Here is a 23769-nt window from a genome sequence, read left to right as displayed (position 1 = left end):
GTCGCGACGGCTCCCGGGCGGGGCGCGGTAGGGGGGTGCCGCGCGGCACTCGAATCTCGACAACTCACCTGACAGGCACGGAGATCCACGCTGTCACGTACAGGGTGAGAACCCCCCTTTCGAACCGGCACATCATCCGGACCGCCCGGGGGCGGGCGGTCCACCGGTGGAGAGGGAAAAGATCTCGTGAGCTCATTCCTGCGCCCGGCGGCCCCGGGCGAAGACCCGTTAACCGTGGCGCCGCTCGACAGCCGGCACACCGTCGGCCGTTATCGGCCGGTCTCCTCGTATCTCGCCATCGCGCCGCCGGTGAGCGTGGTGATCCCGGCGATGAACGAGGCCGAGAATCTGCCGTACGTATTCAAGACACTGCCCGACTGGATTCATGAAGTCGTCCTCGTGGACGGCAATTCGACCGATGCCACGGTCCGCGTCGCGCGGGAGCTGTGGCCGGACGTCAAGGTGGTCGAGCAGCGCGGCAAGGGCAAGGGCGACGCCCTGATCAGCGGCTTCGCCGCCTGCACCGGCGACATCATCGTGATGATCGACGCGGACGGCTCGGCCGACGGCCAGGAGATCGTCAGCTATGTGTCGGCCCTCGTGTCGGGCGCCGACTTCGCCAAGGGGTCGCGGTTCGCCAACGGCGGCGGCACGGACGACATGACACTGATCCGCAAGCTGGGCAACCATGTGCTGTGCGCGGTCGTGAACGCCAAGTTCGGCGCCCGCTACACCGATCTCTGCTACGGCTACAACGCCTTCTGGCGGCACTGCCTGGACCGGATCACGCTCGACTGCACCGGCTTCGAGGTCGAGACCCTGATGAACATCCGGGTCGTCAAGGCCGGACTGCGGGTGCAGGAGATCCCGAGCCACGAGTACGACCGGATCCACGGCGTGAGCAATCTCCGGGCCGTACGCGACGGGCTGCGGGTCCTGCGGGTCATCCTCCAGGAGAGGGGTGTCCCGAGGGCGGCGCGGCGCCGGACGCGCGCCGTCCGGCCGGCGCTCCCGCTGCCGCTCGCCGTCCACACGGGCCTCGCGGGGCCCGTGGTCAGGCAGGGAGAGGCGTCTTGACCGACCGTCACCTCCACCGGGCGTTCTCCGTCGTCGTCTGCGTGTACACCGAGGAGCGCTGGGAGGACATCCTGGCCGCCGTCGACTCCGTACGGAGCCAGTCGATGCCGGCCGTGGAGACGCTGCTGGTGGTCGACCACAACGAGGCGTTGCGGGCCCGGCTGCTCGCCCGGTACGCCGGTCCGCCGGCGGCGGACGGCGGGGAGGTGCGGGTCCTCGCCAACGCTGGGCCCCGTGGGCTCTCGGCCGGCCGCAACACCGGAATCGCCGCCGCGCGCGGGGAGTTCGTGGCCTTCCTGGACGACGACGCCGTCGCCGAGCCCGACTGGCTGCGGTACCTCGCGGCGGGTTACGGCGATCCGCGGGTGATGGCCGTCGGCGGCAGGACGCTGCCCGCCTGGTCGTCCGGGAGCCGGCCGGTCTGGTTCCCGGAGGAGTTCGACTGGGTCGTCGGCTGTACGTACCGGGGTCTGCCGCCCGGCAAGGTGCGGGTGCGCAACGTCCTGGGCGGCAACGCCTCGTTCCGCCGTACCGCGTTCGACGCCGCCGGGGGCTTCGCGACCGGCATCGGGCGCGACGGCGACAAGCGTCCGCTGGGCTGCGAGGAGACAGAGCTGTGCATCAGGCTCAGCAGGGCGCTGCCGCACGCGGTGCTGCTGATCGACGACCGTGCGGTGATCCACCACAAGGTGCCCCCGGCGCGTGCGCGGTTCGGATACTTCCGCGAGCGCGCCTACGCCGAAGGGCTCTCGAAGGCCCTGGTCGCGCGAAGTGTCGGCGCGGGCAAGGGACTTGAGTCGGAGCGCCGCTATGCCACGCGGGTCCTGCCGGCGGGGGTGGCGCGCGGGCTGCGCGACGCGGTGCGCGGGGCCGGGCGCTCGGCGGGCCTCGGGGCGGGGCGCGAACGCGGCGGCGCGGCGCGGGCCGGGGCGATCGTGGCCGGGGTGCTGACGACGACGGCCGGCTATCTGGTGGGCAGCGCCCGCGTACGCCGGGGCTCGGTCACCTTCGCCTCGGGCCCGATCACGCCGGCGGACAGGACGGACAGGGCCGACAGGGCGGACAGGCCGGACAGGCCGGTGCGGGTATGAACGCGGGTGTGCCGGTCCTGATGTACCACGCGCTCGCGCACCGGCCCGCCCCGTCGGTGCGTGGACTGTCCGTGTCGCCCGACGCGTTCGCCGAGCAGCTGGAGCTGCTCGGCGAGCGCGGCTTCACCCCGCTGACGACGGCCGCGCTGGCCGCCGTCTGGCGGGGTACGGGGCGGCTGCCGGCGCGGCCGGTGCTGATCACGTTCGACGACGGTTACGAGGGCGTGCACCGTTACGCCCTCCCGGCCTTGGCCGGGCACGGCTTCGCGGCCACCCTGTTCGTGTCCACGGGGTGGCTGCGCGGCCCGTACGAGGTGGGCGGCGCGCCCGACACGATGCTCGACTGGGACCAGGTGCGCCAACTGGCCGCCGGGGGCGTGGAGATCGGCGGCCACAGCCATACGCACCCGCAGCTGGACCAGCTGGACGACCGGCGGCTCGGCCACGAGGCGGTGCGCTGCCGGGAGATCGTCACCGCCGAACTGGGCGCGGCGCCGGTGTCGTTCGCGTACCCGTACGGCTACTCCACCCGCCGCGTACGCCACGCGGTCCGGGCGGCCGGTTTCGCGCAGTCCCTGGCCGTGGGCAACGCGCCGGCCCGCCGCGCCCAGGGGCCGTACGCCCTGAGACGGCTCACGGTGCGGCGCTCCACGGACATCGCGGAGTTCGGGCGGCTGGTCGAGGGCCGCGCGCTCGGCCGTGCCTTCGCGGCCGACCGGGCGCTGACGAAGGGGTACGCGGTGGTGCGGGGCGCCCGCCGGGTGGCGCGGCGGATCGGCGAGGGCTGAGCGGTACGGGGCCGGGGCCGGGTACGCGCCGGCCCCGTCCCGCCCGCGCGGCGGCCGACCGCGCGGGGACAGGTCCGGGCGTCACCGGGCAAAACACCGTGCGCCGGGGGCGCGCGTGCCGGATCATGGGCCGCATGTCTGCCAAGCCTCAGGACGCCCTGCCGATTCGGCTCAACGTCGACGACAGCGACTCGCCGTCGGACGTGGTCGACGCGCTCTTCCTCGGCCGTTTCGCGACGGGCGAGCAGCCGCACTCGCACAGTTCGTCCATCGACCGCGTCAAGTCCGGTGTCTCGCTGCTGCCGCCGGGCGCCACCGTGCTGCGCTCGGCCAAGGACGACGACCGCAGCGCCACCCTCGCCGAGGGCGACGGCTGGACGCTGCTGATCTCCCGCTGGAACCGGGGCGCGGACGTCACGGTGACCGCGACCACGTCCGAACTCGCCGAGAAGGTGCACGCGCAGGCGACGGACGGCGCGCAGGACGAGCCCGAGCCGGTGCCCGAGAACGTGACGATGGGGTTCTGGTACGTGTCCCCGCGCCGTGGTCCGCACCGTACGACCCGGCAGATCGCGGCCGGCACCTGGGACGAGGTGCGGGCCAACTACACCGCCCCGGTGGCCGACGCGATGGACCGGCTGATGAAGGTGACCCCCGACGACATCGCGGGGCGGCTGCTCCTGCTGCACGGACCGCCCGGGACCGGGAAGACCTCCGCGCTGCGGACGCTGGCCCGGTCGTGGCGTGACTGGTGCCAGGTCGACTGTGTCCTGGACCCGGAGCGGCTGTTCAACGATGTCGGCTATCTGATGGACATCGCGATCGGCGAGGACGAGGGCTCGGCGAAGGGCCGCTGGCGGCTGCTGCTCCTGGAGGACTGCGACGAGTTGATCCGCGGCGAGGCCAAGCACACGGCCGGCCAAGCGCTCTCGCGGCTGCTGAATCTCACGGACGGGCTGCTCGGCCAGGGCAGGAACGTCCTGGTGGGTGTCACGACCAACGAGGATCTGGAGCGGCTGCATCCGGCGGTCGTCCGGCCCGGCCGCTGTCTGGCCCGGATCGAGGTCGGTTCGCTGACCCGCCCGGAGGCGGAGAGCTGGCTGGGCCGGGAGGAGGGCGACTGGGAGGGCGCGGTGGGCCGCGAAGGCGCGACGCTGGCCGAGCTGTTCGCGCTGCGCCGCGGCGCCGGCCCTACATCGGTCCCGGGCCAGTCGAAGGGCGTCGACGCGGGGCTGTATCTGTAGCGGACCCCCGGAGTCGACCCCCGGAGCCGCCCCCGGAGCCGACTCGCCCCGGTTGTACCTTTTGGGCGATTCCTCCCATTCAGAGCTAAAATATAGCCATGACTGCGGTTGAGTTCCCCGACTCGCTCTCCGACTCACTCGCCGACGTGCTGGCGGGAGTGCAGCGCACGATCCGGCGACGGCTGAGGGTCGGTCTGACGGCCCCACCCCTGCGCGGCGCGCAGGTCGATCTGCTGCGCCTGGTCGCCGCCCGCCCGGGAATCCGCGTCTCGGGCGCGGCAAAGGAGCTGTTCCTCGCCGGGAACTCGGTCTCCACGCTGGTCAATCAGCTCAGCCGGGCCGGCTATCTGCGTCGCGACACCGATCCCGCCGACGGCAGGGCCGTCCTGCTGATGCCGACCCCCGCGGCGATGTCGCGGCTGGCCGACTGGGAGGCGCGGCGCTCCGCGCTGGTGCGCGAACAGGTGGCCCGGCTGACGGACGACGAGCGGTCGGCCCTGGCCGGTGCGCTTCCGGCGCTGCGCAGCCTCGCCCGGAATCTGCACGAGGAGGTGGAGGGGGCATGACCCGAGGACCTCTCGCCGCCGGCGGGAACCCCGACGAAACCCCCTATGACGCCGCTGAAACCCCCGACGGCGCCGCCGAAGAGGCCGTCAGCTGTCGCGCGCTGGACTACTCCTTCGGTGACACCAAGGCCGTCGACCACCTCGACCTGTCCGTCCGTACAGGCGAGATCTTCGGCCTGCTGGGACCCAACGGCGCCGGCAAGACGACCGCCATCCGCTGTATCACCACGCTCCTGCCGGTCCCCACCGGAATGGTGAAGGTGTTCGGGCACGACGCCGCGAACGAGAAGATGGCGGTACGGCGCCTGCTCGGATACGTACCGCAGCAGCTGTCCGCCGACGCCACGATGACGGGCCGCGAGAACGTGGCGCTGTTCGCCCGCGTCTTCGACGTCCCGCGCCGCGAACGCGCCGCCCGGGTGACGCAGGCGCTGGAAGTCGTCGATCTCACCGGCGCCGCCGACCGGATGGCCAAGACCTACTCCGGCGGCATGATCCGCCGGCTGGAACTCGCGCAGGCGCTGGTCAGCGCGCCCCGGCTGCTGATGCTCGACGAGCCGACGATCGGGCTCGACCCGATCGCCCGCAGCAGCGTCTGGGAGCACATCAACGCGGTGCGGGAGGCCACGGGCATGACGGTGCTGGTGACGACGCACTACATGGACGAGGCCGAGCAGTACTGCGACCGGGTCGGGCTGATGCACCGGGGCCGGATCCACGCGCTCGGCACCTCCGACGAACTGCGTACGGAGCTGCGCGACCGCCGCCGTAAGGAGGCGCGTGAGGCGGGCACCCCGACGGCGGACGACGGCTCCACCCCGACGCTGGAGGACGTCTTCCGCGACGTGGTCGGCCAGGGCCTGGAAGAGGAAGGAGGCGACTACAGCGATGTCAGAAGCACACGACGGACGGCGTCCCGACTCGGCTGAGGCCGTCGATCCCAAGCGGTTCGAGCTGCTGCTCGTACCGCCGGCGCCCCGAACGGGCTGGCGGGTGCTGCCCGCCAGGGTCGTCGCCATGTGCGTGGTCGAACTCCAGAAGCTTCGCCACGACCGCACCGAGCTGTACACCCGGGCCATCCAGCCCGCCCTCTGGCTGCTGATCTTCGGCGAGACCTTCACCCACATCAGGGCCATCCCGACCGGCGGCATCCCGTACATCGACTTCCTCGCGCCCGGCATCATCGCGCAGTCCGCGATGTTCATCGCGATCTTCTACGGCATCATGATCATCTGGGAGCGGGACGCCGGCATTCTGACCAAACTCCTGGTCACCCCGACCCCGAGAGCCGCGCTGATCAGCGGCAAGGCATTCGCCTCCGGGGTCAAGGCGCTGATCCAGGCGGTCGTCGTGATCGTGATCGCCGCCGCCCTCGGGGTGGCGCTGACCTGGAATCCGCTGAAGCTGCTCGGCGTCGCGGTCGTGGTGGTCCTCGGCTCGGCCTTCTTCTCCTGCCTGTCGATCACGATCGCGGGCATCGTCCTCACCCGCGACCGGCTGATGGGCATCGGACAGGCCATCACCATGCCGCTCTTCTTCGCCTCGAACGCCCTCTACCCGGTGGCGATCATGCCCGGCTGGCTCCAGGTGGTCAGCAAGATCAACCCACTCAGCTACCAGGTGGACGCGCTGCGGGGACTTCTGCTCGGCACGCCGTCCCATCTGCTGCTCGACTTCGGGGTGCTGATCTTCGCGGCGCTCGTGGGCATCACCGCGGCGTCGTCCCTGCTGGGCCGGCTGGCGAGATGAGTACGGCCGACCGCGACGGCGGCGACGGCGGTTCAGCGCGAGTACGCCGCCCGCACCGCGTCCTCGGCCAGCGACAGCGCCTGGGCCCGCGCCAGTCCCAGCCGCCGCGCCTGCTCCGCGTACTCCTGGGCCGCTGCCGCCGCCTTGCGGTCGGCCGCCTCGCCCGCCGCCGCGACGAACGTGCCGTTCCTGCCGCGTGTCTCGATCACCCCGTCCGACTCCAGCGCCCGGTAGGCCTTGGCGACGGTGTTCGCCGCGAGGCCCAGTTCCTCGGCGAAGCCCCGTACCGTCGGAAGCTTGTGTCCCACGGGCAGCGCGCCCGAGCGCGCCAGTTCGGAGATCTGGGTGCGCAGTTGCTCGTACGGGGCGGCGGCAGCGTCGTCGTCGATGGCGATTCTCAAGGTCACACGGCCGATTGTCCCCCATCCCCCGTGTTCCGCGCCGGTGTTCGCCGCCCGCGTTCCCGGCCGGAAAATAAGAGGCGACGTGGCGGCGCGTCCGCGTAGCGTGCCGCTCCATGACCGTGATCGTTCGTGACTTCCGCCCCGAGGACGCCGCCGCCGTTGTCCGTGTCCGGCGTGCCTCCGCGCAGGCCGCCATCACGACCGAGGAGGCCCTGCTCTTCGCCGTGCGAAGCGCCCACCCGGCGGCGAAGTACCGCATGCTGGTCGCCGAGTACGACGGGGAGGTCGTCGGCACCTCGCATGTCGCGCTCGCGTACGACAGCGACGAGCCGGGGGTGGCCCGTCTCAACCCCCATGTGCACCCCGACCACACGGGCAAGGGCGTCGGATCGGCGATCCTGCGGGCCGCCGAGGAGCATCTGGCCGCCGAAGGCGCGACCACCTTCTTCACCTGGGTCAACGACGTCCCGGCGAGCCTCGCCTTCGCCGGGCGCCGGGGCTATTCGCCGCTGCGTACCGCGCACTTCCAGCGGCTGGATCTGACAGCGGGCGCGCCGCTCGAACCCCTGGATCTGCCCGCCGGATACACCCTGGCGACGGCGGCGGACTTCGCCGACGACCCGCGGCCGGTGTTCGAGGCCGACGCCGAGGCCACGTCGGACGAACCGGGCGACATGAGCAGGGACCTCGACGACTACGAGGACTGGCTGAACCACACCTGGCGCCACCCCTGTCTGGACCATGGACTCAGCACCGTCGTGGTCGCCGACGACGGCCGGATCGCGGCCTTCACCGCCGCCCACACCGACGGTGCGACCAGCTATCTGTCGGCCATGACGGGCACGCTGCGCGACCATCGCGGCCGGGGTCTGGCCAAGGCCGCCAAGGTCGACTCGCTGCGCCGCGCCCGCGCGGCCGGTTACACGGACGCCTTCACGAACAACGACGCCGGGAACGAGCCGATGCTCGCGGTCAACACCTGGCTCGGCTACGAGATCTGTGCCTCGGAGGTACGCCATGTCCGCAAGCTCGGCTGAGGCCGGGCCGGGGACCACCGGCCGGGTCCAGGTCGAGGTGCGGCTGGTCAAGGCGGGCCGTACGAAGATCCGTTACCCCGCGACGCTGGTCGCCGACGACGGCACGCATCTGGTGGTGCGCGCGCCCTGGGCGGCCCCCGGTGTACGGGACTTCGGCTTCGTACGCTTCGAGCCCGGCGACGTCTTCACCGAGCACTACTGGCGCGACCGGTGGTACGCGGTGAAGGAGGTCCGTACGGGCGACGGGACGCTCAAGGGCTGGTACTGCGACGTGACACGGCCCACCGTCGTCCACGGCCGGGGACCGGGGGCGCTCCGCTACGAGCTGCTGGTCGAGGATCTGGACCTGGACCTCTGGGCGTCGGCCGACGGCGATACCGTCCTGCGGCTCGACGAGGACGAGTTCGAGGAGAGCGGTCTCGCCGACCGGGACCCGGTGGCGGCGGACGCGGCGCGCCGCGCGCTGGACGAGCTCGAACTCCTCGTACGCGACGGCGCGTTCACAACCCTGCTGGGTCGGCCCCGCCCGTAGCGTCGGGATCCGTCTTGGTCAGCAGGACCGCGCGCGGTATGCCGTCCGGGTCGTGGGCGATCGGGTCGGCGTCCTCGTGCCAGTGGATGACGAAGCGCTCCCCCGCCCGGTACGCCTCCAGGCCCGCGCGGCAGTACGCGACCATGTCGTCCGGGAGTGCGGCGAGCGGGTGCCAGGAGAGGCCCGAACACTTGCCCGGCTCGCGGTTGTACGGCTCCCAGGACGCCCGCTCCGCGTCGTACCGCACCTCGAAGAACCAGCCCGTGCGCGGGCGTCCGCCGGGGCCCCGGTGGTGCATGACCAGCGCCGTCCGCAGATCCTCGGGGTCCAGGGCGGCGCCGATCTCCTCGGCCGCCTCGCGGATCATCGCGGCACGGACGTCCTCGCCGTCCTCGACATGGCCCGCGGGTGCGTTCAGCAGGTCGTCCGCGTAGCCCGTGCCGGACCGACGGGCGAGCAGCACCTCGTCCCCCCTGCGCAGGATCAGATGGACGTCGACCACTTCCGTGTGGCGGCGGTGCTGGGCGGCGTGGGCGATCAGCGCGTACCGCTCGTCGTCGACGGCGCGGCCCCAGAGCGCGGCGTCGGCCGAGAGATGTTCGTGCTGGACACGCTCGACGAGCGGGGCCACCGACATCGTGACGCGGGTGGCCGGCAGTCCGGCGCCGGCCCAGACGCCTTCGATCAGGAGCAGCCGTCCGCCGGGGCGCAGCAGCGACAGCCAGTGGGTCAGGGCCCGGTCCGGGTCGGGCAGCAGCCAGAGCACATGGCGGGCCATGATCACGTCGAACGTCCGCTCCCCCACGGGCGGTCTGGCGGCGTCCCCGACCAGCACCTCGGTGTCCGTGCCCGAGAGCTTGGCCCTGGCGAGCCCGACCATGCGCGGCGAGAGGTCGACGGCGGTGACGCGGTGGCCCTGCTCGGTGGCGAGGAGGGCGAGGCTGCCGGTGCCGCAGCCGAGGTCGAGGACCCGGGACGGCTCGGCGGGCAGCCAGCCGGCGAGCTTGGCGGCCCACGCCTTGCGCACGGACGGATCGAGCAGCCCGTGGTCGGGCTCCTCGTCGAAGGAGTCTGCGGCGTCGTCCCAGTCGATCGGGGTCATACGACGATGGTCCCATCCACCACCGACAGTCCGGACCGGCGGGCTCTCGGTCACGGTGACCGGAAGCGGTTCGTCCGTAAACGCCGGAAGGGCCGCGCCTGTCCCCAAGTGCCGGGGCGGACGCGGCCCTTCCGTTACGTCACACCGAGACCTTCGTCTCCTTGTCGTCGTCCGACTTCTCGTCCCGCGTCCGGCGGCCCAGCACCAGCTTCCGTACCAGCGGCCAGCAGACGATCAGCACGATCACCGCGTAGACGGTCATCGAGAAGGGCGTGTTCACCAGGCCGGTGACGCTTCCGTCGCTGATCTGGAGCGCCCGGCGCATCTGCTGCTCGGCGGCCGGGCCGAGGATGACACCGATGACGGCCGGCAGCACCGGCAGTCCGTAGCGCCGCATGCCGAACCCGATCAGGCCGATGATCAGCAGGATCACCAGGTCCAGAGCCTCGCCGCCGACGGCGTACGCGCCGACCGCGGCGAAGAAGAGGATGCCCGCGTAGAGGTAGGGGCGCGGGATCCGCAGCAGTTTCACCCACACCGGGGCGAGCGGCAGATTCAGGGCCAGCAGCAGCACCATGCCGACGAACAGCGAGGCGATCAGACCCCACACCAGCTCCGACTCGCGCTCGAACAGCAGCGGTCCGGGCTGGATGCCGTACTGCTGGAACGCGGCCAGCATCACCGCGGCGACGGCGGTCGTCGGCAGCCCGAGGGTCAGCATCGACACGAGCGTTCCGGCGGCCGACGCGGACGCGGCCGACTCGGGGCCCGCGACGCCCTCGATGGCGCCCTTGCCGAACTCCTTCTTGTGCTTGGACAGCCGCTTCTCGGTGACGTACGACAGGAAGGTCGGGATCTCCGCGCCGCCGGCCGGGATCGCCCCGAACGGGAAGCCGATGACCGGCCCGCGCAGCCACGGCTTCCAGGTCCGCCGTACGTCGTCCTTGCCCAGCCACGGGCGGCCGACCGGGACCGGCTCGCCCGAGGAGCGGCGCAGATGCGCCGCGACCCACAGGGCCTCGCCGATCGCGAAGAGACCCACGGCCACGATCACGACGTCGATGCCGTCGGCGAGTTGGAGCGTGCCGAAGGTGAGGCGCTGCTGGCCGGTCATCTGGTCCAGGCCGACCAGGCCGATGGTGAGACCGATGAGCAGCGAGGCGAGCCCGCGGATCCGGGACGAGCCGAGGACCGAGGTGACGGCGATGAACGCCAAGACCATGATCGCGAAGTAGTCGGGCGCGCCGATGTCGACGGCGAGGGAGGCCACCGTCGGGGCGAGGACCACCAGCAGGATCGTGCCGATCATGCCGCCGACGAAGTGTCCGCCCGCGGCGGCGGCGAGCGCCTGCGCGCCGCGTCCCGCCTTGGCCATCGGGTTGCCCTCGATGGCGGCGACCACCGCCGCGCTCTCGCCGGGGGTGTTGAGCAGGATCGAGGTGGTGGAGCCGCCGAACATTGCTCCGTAGTAGATGCCGGCGAACATGATGAACGCGCCGGTCGGCTCCAGGCCGTAGGTGACGGGGAGCAGCAGGGCGACGGCCATGGCCGGGCCGATGCCGGGCAGGACGCCGATGGCGGTGCCGAGCAGGACACCGATGGCGGCCCAGAGCAGGTTGATCGGCGTGAGCGCCGTACCGAAGCCGTCGATAAGGGAGTTGAGGGAATCCATTGCTCAGATCACTCCCATCAGGGGGCCACCGGGGAGGGGGACTCCGAGCAGGTTGTTGAAGATGAAGTAGGTGACGAGGGCCAGTCCCGCGGCGATGAGCGGATCGCGCCGGGGGTGGCGGCTGCCGAGCGCGTACGCGGAGCCCCAGAAGAGCAGCGCCCCGGAGATGGGGAAGCCGAGGGGGCCGATGAGTACGGCGTTGCCCAGGAAGACCCCGGCGAGCAGCAGCACGGTGCGCCAGTCGCTGGGTTCGGACAGGTCGATGTCCTCGCCGGTCTCGGACTCGCCCCGGCCGCCGCGCAGGACGTCGAGGCTGAGGAGGACGGCGACGACGAGCAGACCGATACCGACGACGACCGGGACGGTCTTGGGGCCGACCGGGCCGCGCTGGGTGATGTCGACGTCCATCGTCAGGGCGTCGGTGAGGACGAGGACCCCGAGGATGAGCAGCATGAGCCCGACGCCGAGTTCGGAGTGCTCGCGCAGCCAGCCGCGGCCTCGGGAGGTACCGGGGGCCGGTGTGCCGGGGGCGGGGGTGCCTGGGCCCGGGGCGCCGGGGGTCCCGGAGGCGAGGGTCCCGGGCGCGGAGTTCTCCTCCGTGGGAGGGGTGTTCGGGTGGGCGGTCACAGTCCGAGCTCCTTCAGGACGGATTCCACGCGCTTGTCCTCGGCGGCGAGGAAGTCGCCGAATTTCTCACCGGTGAGGAAGGCGTCGTCCCAGCCGTTCTTCTTCAGCGAGTCCTTCCACTGCGACGAGGCGTGCAGCTCCTCGAAGAAGGCGATGAGCTTGTCGCGCTCGGCGTCGGAGAGGCCGGGGGGCGCGACGACCCCGCGCCAGTTGGTGAAGTCGGTGTCGAGGCCCGCCTCGCGCAGGGTGGGCGCGTCCATGCCGGGCGTCCGCTCGGGGCCGGTGACGGCCAGCAGCCGCAGCTCGCCCGCCTCGATCTGGTCGCGGTACTCGCCGAGACCGGAGACGCCGAAGGCGACCTTGTTGCCGAGGATGGAGGCGAGGAGTTCGCCACCGCCGTCGAAGGGGACGTAGTTGACGGTCTTCGGCGCGATCCCGGCGGCCCGCGCCATCAGCATGGGCGCGAGGTGGTCGGGTCCGCCGGGCGACGAACCGCCGCCGACGGGCAGCTTGGCCGGGTTCTTCTTCCATGCCGTGAGCAGGTCGTCGATCGTCTTGTACGGGGAGTCCTTGCCGACGACGACGATGTCGGTCTCCTCGCTGATGCGGGCGATCGGCGTCGTGTCGGCGAGGGTTTCGTGCGAGTTGTTGGTGCGTACGGCGCCGACGACACCGAGGCCCATGGAGACGGCGAGTTTGCCGTTGCCGTGCTCGCTGACGGCACGGGCGAGACCGACGGTGCCGCCGGCTCCCGGCAGGTTGAAGACCTCGATGTTGTGGTTGAGTTCGGCGTCCTCGGCGTTCTTGGCCATGGTGCGGGCGGTGATGTCGTATCCGCCGCCCGGTGTGTTCGGGACCATGAAGCGCAGACCGGGTATCTGGGTACCGGTGTCGCCGCCACTGCCCACGGAAAGCAGCGGCGGACCCACCAGCACCAGCAGCGCGGCCCCGAGGAGGGCGAGGGGAGTGCGGAATCGCACGTGTGCCGCCTTTCAGGGAAGCAAGTGGTACGGGAGTGAGGTGGCCCACATGTTGCCTTCGCGTTAAGAAGCTGTCTCTCTTCCGGAATCAACGGACGTTGTGGTCGTTGCGGTCGCGGCCTAGCGTGACGGCGTGACAAAAGTGCTGGTGGTGGACGACGACTTCATGGTCGCGAAGCTGCACGGCCGCTATGTGTCCGCGATGGACGGGTTTGAGGTCGTCGGCGTGGCGCACAGCGGTGCCGAAGCGCTGCGCGCTGCCGAGCGGGCCCGGCCTGACCTGGTGCTTCTTGACATCTATCTGCCCGACATGGACGGGATCGCCGTGCTGCGCGAGCTGCGGGCGGCGGAGGAGCGGGACCGGACGCGTACCAGCGTGGACGCGCTGTTCATCACGGCGGCCCGGGACGCCGGGGTCATCCGCGCGGCGCTGCGGGCGGGGGCGCTGCACTATCTGATCAAGCCGTTCAACCAGTCGGCGCTCCAGGAGCAGCTGCGGCACGTGGCGTCGCTGCGGACCCGCCTCGACCGGCTGGGCGAGGCGCGCCAGGAGGATGTCGACCAGATCTTCGGTACGCGCCCGCCGGGCTCACGTGAACTGCCCAAGGGGCTGGCGGCGCACACGGCCGAGCTGGTCGAGCGGACGCTGCGGCGCCACGCGGAGGGGCTGTCGGCGACGGAGTGCGCGGACGAGGGGGCGCTGTCGCGGGTGAGCGCGCGGCGCTATCTGGAGTACTTCGCCGACACGGGCCGGGCCGAGGTCACCCTCCGGTACGGCGGTACGGGCCGCCCCGAGCGCCGCTACCGCTGGATCGGCTGACCCGCCCCGCCGCTACCAAGGTCACCGCCCCGTAGACCTTCGGCCGAAGCCCCGGCGCCCCCGCGCTCGGCACAGTGGTCCGCACAGTGGGCGGCACACACAGGGGACACGGGGAGACACGGTGCGGGGCGACAGGATCGACGGGACCAACGGGATCGACCGGGCGCGGTTTCTGGGCGGGGCGGCGGCCGTCGGGATCGCGGGCATGGCGGGGGCGTTCGCTTCGGGGCGGGCGCGGGCGGCGGAGGAGCCGGCGCCCGGGCGTGGCCGGCCCCGCGACGGTGTGACGCATCGGGGGGTGATGTACGAGGTCCTGACGGGTGAGAGCCCGGCGACCAGCTGGCATGCCGACCGGATGCGCGCTGATCTGCGGGCCGTCAAGGACGATCTGCGCGCCAACACCGTCGCCGTCTTCGGCGACGGTGTCGACCGGCTCGGGGCCACCGCGGCGGAGGCGGCGGAGCGCGGGCTGAACGTCTGGCTCCAGCCGCGCCTCGGCGACCGCCCCGAGCGGGAGATCCTGGACCATCTCGCGGCGACCGGTGAGCACGCGGAGCGGCTGCGCCGTCAGGGAGCCGACGTCCATCTCAGTGTCGGCTGCGAGTTCGTCCTGTATGTGCCCGGTATCGTGCCGGGCGCCGACGCCCTGGAGCGGATCAAGAACCTCCTCGCGGGCACGTACGACAAGCAGGTGGCGCAGCGCCGGCTGACCGCCTTCATCGCGCGCGCGGCGAAGACCGGCCGGTCCGTGTTCCACGGCCCGCTGACGTACGGCGCGGCGCACGGGGACCGGGTCGACTGGGACCTGTTCGACATCGTGAGCGTCAACTACTACTCGTACTTCGCCCGAAAGGCCGACCACGTCGCGGAGTTGACGCCCTACCTCCGCCACCGCAAACCTGTCGCGATCACCGAATGCGGCTCGTGCACGTATGTCGGCGCCCCGGCGGCGGGCGGCATGGGGTGGGACGTCGTGGACTACGAGAAGGGCGAGATCAAGGGGGATCTGGTCCGCAGCGAGCGGACCCAGGCCGCGTACCTGAGCGATGTGCTCGACGTATTCGAGTCGATGAACCTGTACGCGTCGCTGATCTACAACTTCGTCATGCCCGACGCGCAGCACCGCCCCGGCGACCCGCTCCACGATCTGGACATGGCGAGCTACAGCATCACCAAGACCCTCAAGGACGATCCGGACGACCCGGATTCGGACTGGCACTGGGAGCCGAAGGAGTCGTTCCACGCCGTGGCGCGCCACTACGGCCGCGGGCGCGGCTGACCGGCCGCGGGCCGGACCCGCGGCGCGGCCCCGTTGGACGCGGCCCGCCGGTCAGCCGCCCGACTGGATGTCCCCCCGGGTCGATGACGTGATGGCGTCCCCGTGGGCGAAGTCGCCCGGGGGGATGCCCGGATGGTGCCCGTCCCCGTCGGCGGGCACCGACAACGGCACCGCCGCCGCCGGCCCGAGCGTCAGCCGGGAGACGATGCGGTAGCGGTCTCCCCGGTAGAGCGAGTGGACGTACTCGACGGGCCGGCCGGTGGTGTCCGAGGTCAGCCGCTCGAAGAGCAGCGCCGGGGAGAGTTCGGGCACGTCGAGGAGTTTCGCCTCCGCGCGGGTGACGACCGTCGGCTCGATGGCCTGGACAGCCTCGTGGACATGCACCCCGTGTGTGTCCCGCAGATGTTCGTAGAGATCGCCGCTCTCCAGTTCCTGGGCCGTCAGGCCGGGGGCGAGCGCGGCCCGCAGATGCAGATGCTCGATCGCCATCGGGGCGCCGTCGACCAGCCGCAGCCGGGCGACGTACAGGATGTCCTCGGCGGGTGACATCCGCAGCTTGCGGCCGACCCGGGCGCCGGCCTGGTGGGTGGTGAACTCCAGCAGCCGGCTCGACCAGGTGCCGGCGGCCCGTGGCACGGTCAGGGTGAGGTCGGCCGAGACCAGTTCCTGGGTGATCTTCGCGGGGGCGACGAACATGCCGCGGCCGTGTTCGCGGACGAGCAGCCCGGCGGCCACCAGTTCGTCGATCGCGGAGCGCACGGTGGGCCGCGACACTTCGAGCAGCGCGCACAGGGCGCGTTCGGACGGGATGGCGTCCCCGGGGCTGCGCGACTCGATCAGCTCCAGGACGGCGTCACGGGCCCGCTCCCGTTTGAGCACCGTCCCGGGTACCTCGGCATCCATGGTGTCCCCCACCGGATTCAACAGAGCTGTCAGACTTACCAGTTCATCCAACCAGTACTTCAACTCGGCTCACTGGTCAGGTCAAGTGTAACCGCAGCTCCGGGGAGCGAAAGCGCCTCATCGTACGGAGAGATCACCAAATCCCGTTGCTTCACAGGGGGTTGACGGTCTCATTGGTCTATGCCACCTTCATCCAGCATCAAGAGGTGAGCTGTCCAGTGGGCCTCACTGGTCAGGTGGTCAGGTGTTGCTCTCTCCGAGGTGAATCGTGAAGTACCGCTTGCTCGCCGGTGGCTCCGTGCTGGTCATGGCCGCCGTGCTCAGTGCCTGTAGTACGTCCACCGACTCCGCCGACGGGAGCGGCGACGGACGGACGACGGTCGACGTCTGGCTGATGCGCGACAGCGTCTCGGACGCGTTCCGGCAAGAGTTCGTGACGGACTTCGAGGCCGCGCACCCCAAGATCCGGGCCAAGGTCCAGATCCAGGAGTGGGACGGCATCGGCGAGAAGATCACCGCCGCCCTCGCCAGCAACGACGCGCCCGATGTGATCGAGGTGGGCAACACCCAGGTGGCGCAGTTCGCGTCGAGCGGCGGACTACTCGATCTCAGTGACAGCAAGGCCGAGTTGAAGGGCGAGGACTGGCTGAAGGGACTCGCCGAGCCCGGTGCGTACGAGGGGAAGCAGTACGGCGTCCCGTACTACGCGGCGAACCGCGTCGTCGTCTACCGCACCGACCTCTTCGAGGCGGCGGGCGTCGACGCCGCGTCGATCAAGACCCGCGAGCAGTGGATCGAGGCGACCACCAAGCTCAACAAGGGCGATACGCAGGGCATTTATCTGCCCGGCCAGCTGTGGTACGCGCTGGGCGGCTTCATCTGGGACGAGGGCGGCGACTTCGCCACCGAGTCCGGCGGCAGGTGGAAGGGCGCGCTGGACACGCCCGAGGCCCTGCGCGGCATGGAGTTCTACCAGCGGCTCCAGGCGCTCGGCAAGGGCCCCAAGGACTCCGACGAGGACGATCCGCCGCAGGCCGAGGTGATGGCGAAGGGCCAGGTGGCCCAGATCCTCGCCACCCCGGGCCTGGCCGGAGCCGTCGTCGAGAACAACCCCCGGCTCAAGGGGAAACTGGGCTTCTTCCCGATCCCCGGCAAGACCGCCGCCGCTCCGGGCGCCGTCTTCACCGGCGGCTCCGATCTGGTGATCCCGGCCGCGGCCGGCGACCCGGACGAGGCGCTGACGTTCGTCAAGGAACTGACCGGCGACACCTGGCAGAAGAAGCTCGCCGTGGCCATGAGCTATGTGCCGAACCGGACCACGCTGGCGTCGGCCGTGGCCGACGACCCGGGCGCCGCCGCGATGGCGGTCGGGGCGGCGAACGGGCACGCGACGCCCAACACCCCCGGCTGGGCGGCGGTGGAGGCCGAGAACCCGATCAAGGACTACATGACCGCGGTCCTCATCGGCGGTGATGCCGCGCGGGAGGCGGCGAAGGCGTCGCAGGACATCACCAGGGCCATGAACGCCAACTCCTGACGCTCCTGACTCCTCAGGGCGATGTGCCACCGAGAGCCGCCCCACCGAGGTACTCCATCGAGAGGAGGCGTGCCGTGCCGGTCATCCATGAGCGGACCGCACCACGCACCCCCCAGCACCGACCCGCCCCCGGCCCCCCGGCCGGACCGCCGAAGCGGCGGCGCTCCCGCCCGTCGCACAGCCTCTGGCCGTACACCCTGATCGCACCCGCGATCGGCGGCATGCTGTATCTGCTCGTCTATCCGCTGCTGCGGGCCGTGCTGATCTCCCTCCAGGATTTCGGACTGCGCCAGCTCATCACCGGCGACGCGGAGTTCGTCGGGCTGCGGAACTACCGGACGCTGCTGTCCGACCCGCGGTTCTGGGACGTGGTCGGCCGCACCTTCCTCTTCATGGCCTTCAACGTCGTCCTGATCATGGTGCTCGCCACACTGGTCGCGCTGATGACCGAACGGCTGGCCAAGGCGGGCCGCACGGTGGTCCTCAGCGCGCTGGTGCTCGCCTGGGCGATGCCGGTCGTCGCGGCCACCACCGTGTTCCAGTGGCTGTTCCACTCCGAGTTCGGCATCGTCAACTGGGCTCTGACCTCCCTGGGCTTCGGCTCGTTCGACCGCTATCCGTGGTTCGCCAACGGCACCGCCGCCTTCGCGATCCTCGTCCTGCTGATCGTCTGGCAGTCCGTGCCGTTCGCCGCGATCACCCTCTACTCGGCGCTCACCACCGTCCCCACCGAGCTGTACGAGTCGGCCCGGCTGGACGGGGCCTCGGGCACCCGGATCTTCCGCTCGGTCACCTTCCCGATGCTCCGGCCGATCTTCCTGCTGGTGTTCTCGCTGGAGGTGATCTGGACGTTCAAGGCGTTCGTCCAGATCTGGGTGATGACCCGTGGCGGGCCGGGCGACGCCACCACGATCCTGCCCGTGTACGCGGTCCAGACGGCGCTCTCCAGCCAGCGCTACGACCTGGGCTCGGCGGCCTCGATGCTCACCGTGGTGCTGATGTCCGGGGTGCTCGTCCTCTACTTCCGTCAGATGCTCCGCCAGGAGGACGAGTCACGATGACCTTGCTACGTCCGCGAGTCCGCCGGATTCCGCTGAACGCCGCCGCCGTGGTGACCGTCGTGGTGTGTCTGTTCCCCGTGTACTGGATGGTCTCGACCGCGTTCAAGCCGTCCCGGGACATCCAGTCGGCCGATCCCCAACTGGTACCGGGCAGCTGGACGCTGGACCACTTCCGCAGAGCCGTGGCGGCCGACGGCTTCGAACTCTTCTGGCGCAACAGCGTCCTGGTCACGCTCGGCGCGGTGCTGCTGTCGCTCCTGGTGGCGCTCGGGGCGGCGTTCGCCGTCGCCCGGATGAGATGGAAGGGCCGGCGGCAGTTCATGCTGATGGTCTTCATCGCGCAGATGGCGCCCTGGGAATCGCTGATCATCCCCATCTACATCATCTCCCGTGACACCGACATGCTCGACCGGCTGCCGACCCTGACCCTGGTCTACTTCATGATCACGCTGCCGTTCACGATCGTGGTGCTCCGGGGCTTCATCGGGACCATCCCGCCCGAGCTGGAGGAGGCGGCGCAGGTCGACGGCTGCACCCGGACCGGCGCGTTCCGGCGGGTGGCCCTGCCGCTGCTGATGCCCGGTCTGCTGGCGACCTCGCTCTTCGGCTTCATCACCGCGTGGAACGAGTTCGCCTACGCCAACTTCCTGATCATCAAGGAGCAGGACAACCGCACCCTGCCGGTCTGGCTGTCGTCCTTCCAGAACACCTTCGGCACCGACTGGGGCGCCACCATGGCTGCCTCCACACTCTTCGCCCTGCCCGCACTGGTGATCTTCCTGCTGCTCCAGCGCCATGTCACCTCCGGCTTCGCGGCCGGCGCCGTGAAGGGCTGAGCCGCGCGGAGCGACCCTCGGCACCGCCCACGCACCTTTCCGAGATCCGAACTCCCGGAGGCCACCGCCGTGTCAGCGTCACACCCCGAACCCGCCCTCGTCCCCCGGCCCCGCAAGGTCTCGCCCCGCCCCGGCCGGTTCACCCTCGACCGGCGCACCACCCTGCGCTCCCTGCCCGGTACGGAGGCGGCGTCGGACCTGCTGCGCACCCTGCTCACCCCGGTCACCGGACTGCCGCTCACCTCCTCGCCCGACGGCCGGATCGTGCTGACGCTCGATCACCAGCTCAGCGGTCTCGGCGAGGAGGGGTACGGGATCACCGTCGGCCCGCAGGCACTGCTGCTGCGCGCGGCACAGCCCACCGGTCTGCTGCGCGGCGTCCAGACGATCCGCCAACTGCTGCCCGCCGAGGCCCTGTCGGGCCAGGAGCGGGGCGGCTCCTGGGAGCTGCCCTGCGTCGAGATCAGCGATCTGCCCACCCACCCCTGGCGCGGGGCGATGCTGGATGTCGCCCGGCACTTCCAGCCCGTGTCGTACCTGCGCAGATATGTGGACCTGCTGGCGTTCCACAAGCTCAACACCCTGCATCTGCATCTCACTGACGACCAGGGCTGGCGCATGCCGGTCGACGCCTACCCCCGGCTGACCTCGGTCGGCGGCCACCGGAGCCAGTCGATGGCCTGGCCGCCGGGCGAGGGCGGCGACAGCTTCGACGGCGTCCCGCACTCGGGGACGTACACCAAGGCGGAACTGCGCGCCCTGGTGAGCTACGCGGCGCAGCGCGGGGTGAGCGTCGTGCCGGAGATCGAGATGCCCGGCCATGTGCGCGCGGCCCTCGCCGCCTACCCCGAGCTGGGCAACCACCCGGAGCGGCAGCTCGACGTATGGACCAGATGGGGCGTCTGCGACACCGTGCTCGGCGTGCACGACGGGGCGCTCGACTTCTGCCGGGCGGTGCTGGAGGAGGTCATGGACGTCTTCCCGTCCCCGTACATCCATATCGGCGGCGAGGAGTGCCCGACCACCGAGTGGGAGAACAGTCCGGTGGCGCGTGCCCGCGCGGCGGCCGAAGGGCTGGACGGACCGGCGGCGCTGCACGGCTGGTTCATGGGCCGGATCGGCGCGTTCCTGGTGGAGCGGGGCCGAAAGCCCGTCGGCTGGGCCGAGACGGGGACCGAACTGCCCCTGGACTTCACGGTGATGACCTGGCGCGACCCGGCGCACGCCCTGGCCGCCGCCCGGCGCGGCCACCGGGTCGTGACCGCCCACCACCGGGCCACCTATCTCGACTACGCCCAGTCCGCCGAACCGTGCGAGCCGCTCGGTCAGCCCGGCGACCCGGTCGGGCTGCGGGCGGTCCACGGGAACGAACCGGTGCCGGGCGACTGGGAGACCGAGGAGACCGCCCAAGTCCTCGGTACCCAGGCGCAGTTGTGGACCGAGTATGTGAAGACTCCCGACCGGATCGAGTACCTCAGCTACCCCCGTCTGTGCGCCCTCGCCGACCGCGCCTGGTCCGGCGGGCGCAGTGACTGGGCCGGTTTCGTCGAGCGGCTGCGCCGGCACACCGCCCGGCTGGACGCCCTCGGCGTTCCCTACCGCCCGCTCACCCCACGGTCCCTCATGACCATCCCCGCAGGTACGGCGCCACCCCGTCCGTAGTCCCTCCCTCCCCCACCACCGTTCCGGAGAGGAACACCCCATGCGTCCGATGAGGAAACTCGCCAAGAGCCGCGTCCGCGCGGCAGCCGCCGCCGCCGCCACGGTGGCCCTGAGCTGTACGGCGCTGGCGGCGATGCCCGCGTCCGCCGGCGCCGCGCCGACGGCCGACGGGCTCGTCGTCCAGTACCGTACGAGCGCCGCCGGGGCGACCGCCGACCAGAGCGAACCCTGGCTGAAGGTGCGCAACAACGGCAGCGCCGCCGTACGGCTGAGCGACGTCAAGCTGCGGTACTACTTCAAGGCCGATTCGGCGTCCGCCGCCTACCGGTTCGCCTGCTCCTGGGCGGTGAAGGGCTGCGCCAACATCACCGGCACCTTCGGGACACCGGCCAACCCGACCGCCACCGCCGACCGGTATCTGGAGATCTCGTTCACGGCGGGGGCGGGCAGCCTGGCCCCCGGCGCGGACACCGGGGACATGCAACTGCGCTTCCACCAGTCGAACTGGCAGCCGCTGGGGCAGAGCGACGACTACTCCTTCGGCCGGGAGCGGGCCACGTACGGCGACTGGTCCCGGATCACGGCGCACATCGGCGGCGCGACGGTCTGGGGCGAGGCACCCGGCGGCAACGGCCCGACCGATCCCACGGATCCGACCGACCCGACCGAACCCGCCGACGGTCCCACCCTGTTCGACGACTTCAACTACAGCGGCCACAGCGACCCGAGGATCACCGCGAACGGCTGGAGCGTCCGCGCGAACTCCGGCGGTCCGGGGGTGCCCGGCGCCAACTGGGTTCCGGAGAACGTCACGTTCGCCAGTCAGAGCGGCAACTCGGTGATGAACCTGGAGACTTCGACCGCCGGGACGGCCGCTTCCACGGAGCAGACGGAGATCCTCACCCGGTCGATGAAGTTCCGCAACGGGACGTACGCGGCGCGCGTGAAGTTCAGCGACGCGCCCAGGTCGGGCCCGGACGGCGACCGTCTCGTCCAGACGTTCTTCACCATCAACGACCTGAAGGCGCCGATGGCGGACGACTACGCGGAGTACGACTTCGAGTATCTGCCGAACGGCGGCTGGGGCGAGCCCGCCAACATCCTCTACACCACCTCCTGGGAGACCTACCGCCCCGACCCGTGGGAGGCCGTCAACCAGCACAGCGAGGTCCGGCAGAGCTACGCGGGCTGGCACGACCTGGTGGTGACCATCGACAACAACGCCATCACGTACTACGTCGACGGGCAGCACTTCGGCACGCACGGGGCGGCGTATCTGCCGGAGCGGCCGATGTCGATCAACTTCAACCAGTGGCTGATCGATCTCGCGGGCCAGACCAGCACCACGCCGCGCTCGTACGACCAGCAGGTGGACTACGTGCTCCATGTGAAGGACCAGGTCCTCAGCCCGGCCCAGGTGGGCGCACTGGTGAACGGGTACCGCGCGGCGGGCACGACGTTCGAGGACACGGTGCCGACGCCGTGAACGGACCGGGAGCGGCCCGGTCCGCGCCCAGTCTCAGCGGTCGCTTAGCGTCGCCTTAAGCGGACCATAAGGATCCCCTTCACCCCGTCCCAGCAGGCCGTTCCGGGGTTTCGAGGGGCTAGCTTGCTGAGGGCCGGAGCGGGACGACACCGGTGGCGCCGTGTGCAACGGAGGTCACGCCGCCGGGAGTTCGTCCCGCTCCGCGCCCCCTCGCTTGTGCCGCTCAGAAGGAGTACGGATCCATGACCGCTCGTCGCAGGAGTACCGGAATCGTCGTGCTGGGCGTCGCGCCGCTGGCGCTCGTCGGGCTCGCGGCCGTTCCCGCCGCCGCCCACGGATCGATGACGGATCCGGTCAGCCGCGTGTCCGCCTGCTTCGCCGAGGGACCCGAGAGCCCGAAGTCGGCCGCCTGCAAGGCGGCGGTGGCGTCCAGCGGGACGCAGGCGTTCTACGACTGGAACGAGGTCAACATCGCGGACGCCGCCGACAACCACAAGTCGATCATCCCGGACGGCAAGCTCTGCTCGGCCGGCCGTGACAAGTACAAGGGGCTCGACCTGCCGCGCGGCGACTGGCCCTCGTCGCCGTTCACGGCGGGCAACCGCACCTTCACCTACAAGGCCACCGCCCCGCACAAGGGGTCCTTCGAGCTGTACATCACCAAGGACGGCTACGACCCGGCCAAGCCGCTGAACTGGTCGGACCTGGAGGACAAGCCGTTCGCCAAGGTCACCGACCCGAAGCTGGTCAACGGCGCTTACGTCTTCGACGGCATCGTCCCCAACAAGTCGGGCCGCCATCTGATCTATTCGATCTGGCAGCGCTCGGACAGCCCCGAGGCGTTCTACACCTGCTCCGACGTGGTCTTCGGCGCCGACAACGGCGGTTCGGCCGCCGCTCCCGAGGCGTCCGCCCCCTCCGAGGCCGATGTCGAGGAAGGCGCGGCCAAGTCCACCGTCGACCACGGCGGGCACGGCGGCGACAGCCCCGGCGAGGCGAAGGCCGCCGAGGTGAAGGACACGGCGAAGGACGCCGGCGGCTATCCGGAGGACGCCGCCGGGTCCGGGGCCAACGCCCCCGAGGCGAAGGAGGCCGGCGCCGCCGAGCCGCAGCCGGCGGGTGGTTCGGAGAACCTGGCCGAGACCGGTGGCGACAGCACCACGCCGTACATCGCGGCGGGCGGCGCGGCGATCCTCGCCGCCGGCGCGGCCGTGATGTTCGGTACGGTCCGCCGCCGGGCCCAGCCCGCGGGCGGCGGCCGGCACAGCCGCTGACGGAGCCGCACCCCGCGTGGGCCCCGGACCGCACCGGTCCGG

At 71.2% G+C, this 23769-nt stretch carries 23 protein-coding genes; 17 read left to right on the top strand and 6 right to left on the bottom strand.

Annotation, left to right across the window (positions count from 1 at the left end; all coding sequences use genetic code 11):
• Positions 1-186 precede the first annotated feature (186 nt).
• From ACFYNU_RS23235 to ACFYNU_RS23205, 7 genes are all read left to right on the top strand, one after another.
• The gene (locus tag ACFYNU_RS23235) at positions 187-1077 is read left to right on the top strand and encodes a glycosyltransferase family 2 protein (protein ID WP_356588399.1); all 891 of its coding nucleotides are present in this window, start codon (positions 187-189) and stop codon (positions 1075-1077) included.
• Positions 1074-2168 (top strand): glycosyltransferase family 2 protein, encoded by a 1095-nt coding sequence (locus ACFYNU_RS23230; protein WP_356588397.1) that lies wholly within the window; start codon positions 1074-1076, stop codon positions 2166-2168. The genes ACFYNU_RS23235 and ACFYNU_RS23230 overlap by 4 nt, the downstream gene beginning before the upstream one ends.
• Positions 2165-2956, top strand: coding sequence for a polysaccharide deacetylase family protein (locus tag ACFYNU_RS23225; RefSeq protein ID WP_356588395.1), 792 nt, complete (start codon positions 2165-2167; stop codon positions 2954-2956). The genes ACFYNU_RS23230 and ACFYNU_RS23225 overlap by 4 nt, the downstream gene beginning before the upstream one ends.
• A gap of 134 nt (positions 2957-3090) precedes the next feature.
• Complete coding sequence (locus ACFYNU_RS23220) at positions 3091-4200, top strand: DUF5925 domain-containing protein (protein ID WP_356588393.1); 1110 nt, start codon at positions 3091-3093, stop codon at positions 4198-4200.
• A 98-nt stretch (positions 4201-4298) separates the two neighbouring features.
• Positions 4299-4766 (top strand): MarR family transcriptional regulator, encoded by a 468-nt coding sequence (locus tag ACFYNU_RS23215; RefSeq protein ID WP_356588391.1) that lies wholly within the window; start codon positions 4299-4301, stop codon positions 4764-4766.
• Positions 4763-5695, top strand: a complete 933-nt coding sequence (locus tag ACFYNU_RS23210; RefSeq protein ID WP_356588389.1) for an ATP-binding cassette domain-containing protein — start codon at positions 4763-4765, stop codon at positions 5693-5695. Before ACFYNU_RS23215 ends, ACFYNU_RS23210 begins: the two co-directional genes overlap by 4 nt.
• Entirely contained in the window at positions 5655-6515 is an 861-nt protein-coding gene (locus tag ACFYNU_RS23205; protein WP_356588387.1) for an ABC transporter permease, read from the top strand. Before ACFYNU_RS23210 ends, ACFYNU_RS23205 begins: the two co-directional genes overlap by 41 nt.
• Before the next feature lie 32 nt (positions 6516-6547).
• Here the strand turns inward: ACFYNU_RS23205 and ACFYNU_RS23200 are convergent, their stop codons facing one another.
• Positions 6548-6922, bottom strand: coding sequence for a GntR family transcriptional regulator (locus ACFYNU_RS23200; protein ID WP_356588385.1), 375 nt, complete (start codon positions 6920-6922; stop codon positions 6548-6550).
• Positions 6923-7032: 110 nt separating this feature from the next.
• Here ACFYNU_RS23200 and ACFYNU_RS23195 point away from each other — a divergent pair, with 110 nt between their 5' ends.
• Positions 7033-7956 (top strand): GNAT family N-acetyltransferase, encoded by a 924-nt coding sequence (locus ACFYNU_RS23195; RefSeq protein ID WP_356588383.1) that lies wholly within the window; start codon positions 7033-7035, stop codon positions 7954-7956.
• Positions 7937-8488 (top strand): DUF402 domain-containing protein, encoded by a 552-nt coding sequence (locus tag ACFYNU_RS23190; RefSeq protein WP_356588381.1) that lies wholly within the window; start codon positions 7937-7939, stop codon positions 8486-8488. Before ACFYNU_RS23195 ends, ACFYNU_RS23190 begins: the two co-directional genes overlap by 20 nt.
• Here ACFYNU_RS23190 and ACFYNU_RS23185 read toward each other — a convergent pair.
• The 4 genes from ACFYNU_RS23185 to ACFYNU_RS23170 all read right to left on the bottom strand — a co-directional run bounded on the left by ACFYNU_RS23185 (position 8457) and on the right by ACFYNU_RS23170 (position 12869).
• Entirely contained in the window at positions 8457-9590 is a 1134-nt protein-coding gene (locus tag ACFYNU_RS23185; protein ID WP_356588379.1) for a methyltransferase domain-containing protein, read from the bottom strand. The genes ACFYNU_RS23190 and ACFYNU_RS23185 overlap by 32 nt on opposite strands.
• 139 nt (positions 9591-9729) lie before the next feature.
• Positions 9730-11262, bottom strand: coding sequence for a tripartite tricarboxylate transporter permease (locus ACFYNU_RS23180; protein ID WP_356588377.1), 1533 nt, complete (start codon positions 11260-11262; stop codon positions 9730-9732).
• 3 nt (positions 11263-11265) lie between these two features.
• Positions 11266-11748, bottom strand: coding sequence for a tripartite tricarboxylate transporter TctB family protein (locus ACFYNU_RS23175; RefSeq protein ID WP_356588581.1), 483 nt, complete (start codon positions 11746-11748; stop codon positions 11266-11268).
• Positions 11749-11885: 137 nt separating this feature from the next.
• Positions 11886-12869, bottom strand: coding sequence for a tripartite tricarboxylate transporter substrate binding protein (locus ACFYNU_RS23170; protein WP_356588375.1), 984 nt, complete (start codon positions 12867-12869; stop codon positions 11886-11888).
• A 133-nt stretch (positions 12870-13002) separates the two neighbouring features.
• Here ACFYNU_RS23170 and ACFYNU_RS23165 point away from each other — a divergent pair, with 133 nt between their 5' ends.
• Together ACFYNU_RS23165 and ACFYNU_RS23160 are read left to right on the top strand one after the other, a co-directional pair.
• Positions 13003-13689 carry a response regulator gene (locus ACFYNU_RS23165; RefSeq protein ID WP_356588373.1) on the top strand — a complete coding sequence of 229 codons (687 nt, stop codon included), beginning with the start codon at positions 13003-13005 and terminating at the stop codon, positions 13687-13689.
• Positions 13690-13825: 136 nt separating this feature from the next.
• Entirely contained in the window at positions 13826-14968 is a 1143-nt protein-coding gene (locus tag ACFYNU_RS23160) for an abortive phage infection protein (protein WP_356588579.1), read from the top strand.
• 51 nt (positions 14969-15019) lie between these two features.
• On the opposite strand, the gene ACFYNU_RS23155 is transcribed toward ACFYNU_RS23160, so the two are convergent.
• Entirely contained in the window at positions 15020-15871 is an 852-nt protein-coding gene (locus tag ACFYNU_RS23155; protein ID WP_356588371.1) for a GntR family transcriptional regulator, read from the bottom strand.
• 268 nt (positions 15872-16139) lie between these two features.
• Here ACFYNU_RS23155 and ACFYNU_RS23150 point away from each other — a divergent pair, with 268 nt between their 5' ends.
• The 6 genes from ACFYNU_RS23150 (at position 16140) to ACFYNU_RS23125 (ending at position 23727) form a co-directional block, all read left to right on the top strand.
• The gene (locus ACFYNU_RS23150) at positions 16140-17408 is read left to right on the top strand and encodes an extracellular solute-binding protein (protein WP_356588369.1); all 1269 of its coding nucleotides are present in this window, start codon (positions 16140-16142) and stop codon (positions 17406-17408) included.
• 74 nt (positions 17409-17482) lie between these two features.
• Positions 17483-18469: a sugar ABC transporter permease gene (locus ACFYNU_RS23145; protein WP_356588367.1), complete on the top strand. Its 987-nt coding sequence runs from the start codon at positions 17483-17485 to the stop codon at positions 18467-18469.
• A complete protein-coding gene (locus ACFYNU_RS23140) occupies positions 18466-19305 on the top strand; it encodes a carbohydrate ABC transporter permease (protein WP_356588365.1) in 840 nt (279 codons plus the stop codon). Before ACFYNU_RS23145 ends, ACFYNU_RS23140 begins: the two co-directional genes overlap by 4 nt.
• Positions 19306-19374: 69 nt before the next feature.
• Positions 19375-20967, top strand: a complete 1593-nt coding sequence (locus ACFYNU_RS23135) for a beta-N-acetylhexosaminidase (protein ID WP_356588363.1) — start codon at positions 19375-19377, stop codon at positions 20965-20967.
• 49 nt (positions 20968-21016) lie between these two features.
• Entirely contained in the window at positions 21017-22453 is a 1437-nt protein-coding gene (locus tag ACFYNU_RS23130; RefSeq protein WP_356588577.1) for a cellulose binding domain-containing protein, read from the top strand.
• A gap of 242 nt (positions 22454-22695) precedes the next feature.
• Positions 22696-23727, top strand: a complete 1032-nt coding sequence (locus tag ACFYNU_RS23125) for a lytic polysaccharide monooxygenase (RefSeq protein WP_356588361.1) — start codon at positions 22696-22698, stop codon at positions 23725-23727.
• Positions 23728-23769 lie beyond the last annotated feature (42 nt).

This window comes from Streptomyces sp. NPDC006643 (assembly GCF_042870175.1).
Taxonomy (GTDB): domain Bacteria; phylum Actinomycetota; class Actinomycetes; order Streptomycetales; family Streptomycetaceae; genus Streptomyces.
The sequence above is the reverse complement of the archived record's forward strand: the minus strand, read 5'-3'. Positions and strand labels throughout refer to the sequence as shown.

What these genes read in the sequence shown, in the direction of transcription:
- ACFYNU_RS23225 (WP_356588395.1), top strand. Translation starts at nt 2,165, where the DNA reads ATGAACGCGGGTGTGCCGGTCCTGATGTACCACGCGCTCGCGCACCGG.
- ACFYNU_RS23220 (WP_356588393.1), top strand. Translation starts at nt 3,091, where the DNA reads ATGTCTGCCAAGCCTCAGGACGCCCTGCCGATTCGGCTCAACGTCGAC.
- ACFYNU_RS23215 (WP_356588391.1), top strand. Translation starts at nt 4,299, where the DNA reads ATGACTGCGGTTGAGTTCCCCGACTCGCTCTCCGACTCACTCGCCGAC.
- ACFYNU_RS23210 (WP_356588389.1), top strand. Translation starts at nt 4,763, where the DNA reads ATGACCCGAGGACCTCTCGCCGCCGGCGGGAACCCCGACGAAACCCCC.
- ACFYNU_RS23205 (WP_356588387.1), top strand. Translation starts at nt 5,655, where the DNA reads ATGTCAGAAGCACACGACGGACGGCGTCCCGACTCGGCTGAGGCCGTC.
- ACFYNU_RS23195 (WP_356588383.1), top strand. Translation starts at nt 7,033, where the DNA reads ATGACCGTGATCGTTCGTGACTTCCGCCCCGAGGACGCCGCCGCCGTT.
- ACFYNU_RS23190 (WP_356588381.1), top strand. Translation starts at nt 7,937, where the DNA reads ATGTCCGCAAGCTCGGCTGAGGCCGGGCCGGGGACCACCGGCCGGGTC.
- ACFYNU_RS23185 (WP_356588379.1), bottom strand. Translation starts at nt 9,590, where the DNA reads ATGACCCCGATCGACTGGGACGACGCCGCAGACTCCTTCGACGAGGAG.
- ACFYNU_RS23180 (WP_356588377.1), bottom strand. Translation starts at nt 11,262, where the DNA reads ATGGATTCCCTCAACTCCCTTATCGACGGCTTCGGTACGGCGCTCACG.
- ACFYNU_RS23155 (WP_356588371.1), bottom strand. Translation starts at nt 15,871, where the DNA reads ATGGATGCCGAGGTACCCGGGACGGTGCTCAAACGGGAGCGGGCCCGT.
- ACFYNU_RS23140 (WP_356588365.1), top strand. Translation starts at nt 18,466, where the DNA reads ATGACCTTGCTACGTCCGCGAGTCCGCCGGATTCCGCTGAACGCCGCC.
- ACFYNU_RS23130 (WP_356588577.1), top strand. Translation starts at nt 21,017, where the DNA reads ATGAGGAAACTCGCCAAGAGCCGCGTCCGCGCGGCAGCCGCCGCCGCC.
- ACFYNU_RS23125 (WP_356588361.1), top strand. Translation starts at nt 22,696, where the DNA reads ATGACCGCTCGTCGCAGGAGTACCGGAATCGTCGTGCTGGGCGTCGCG.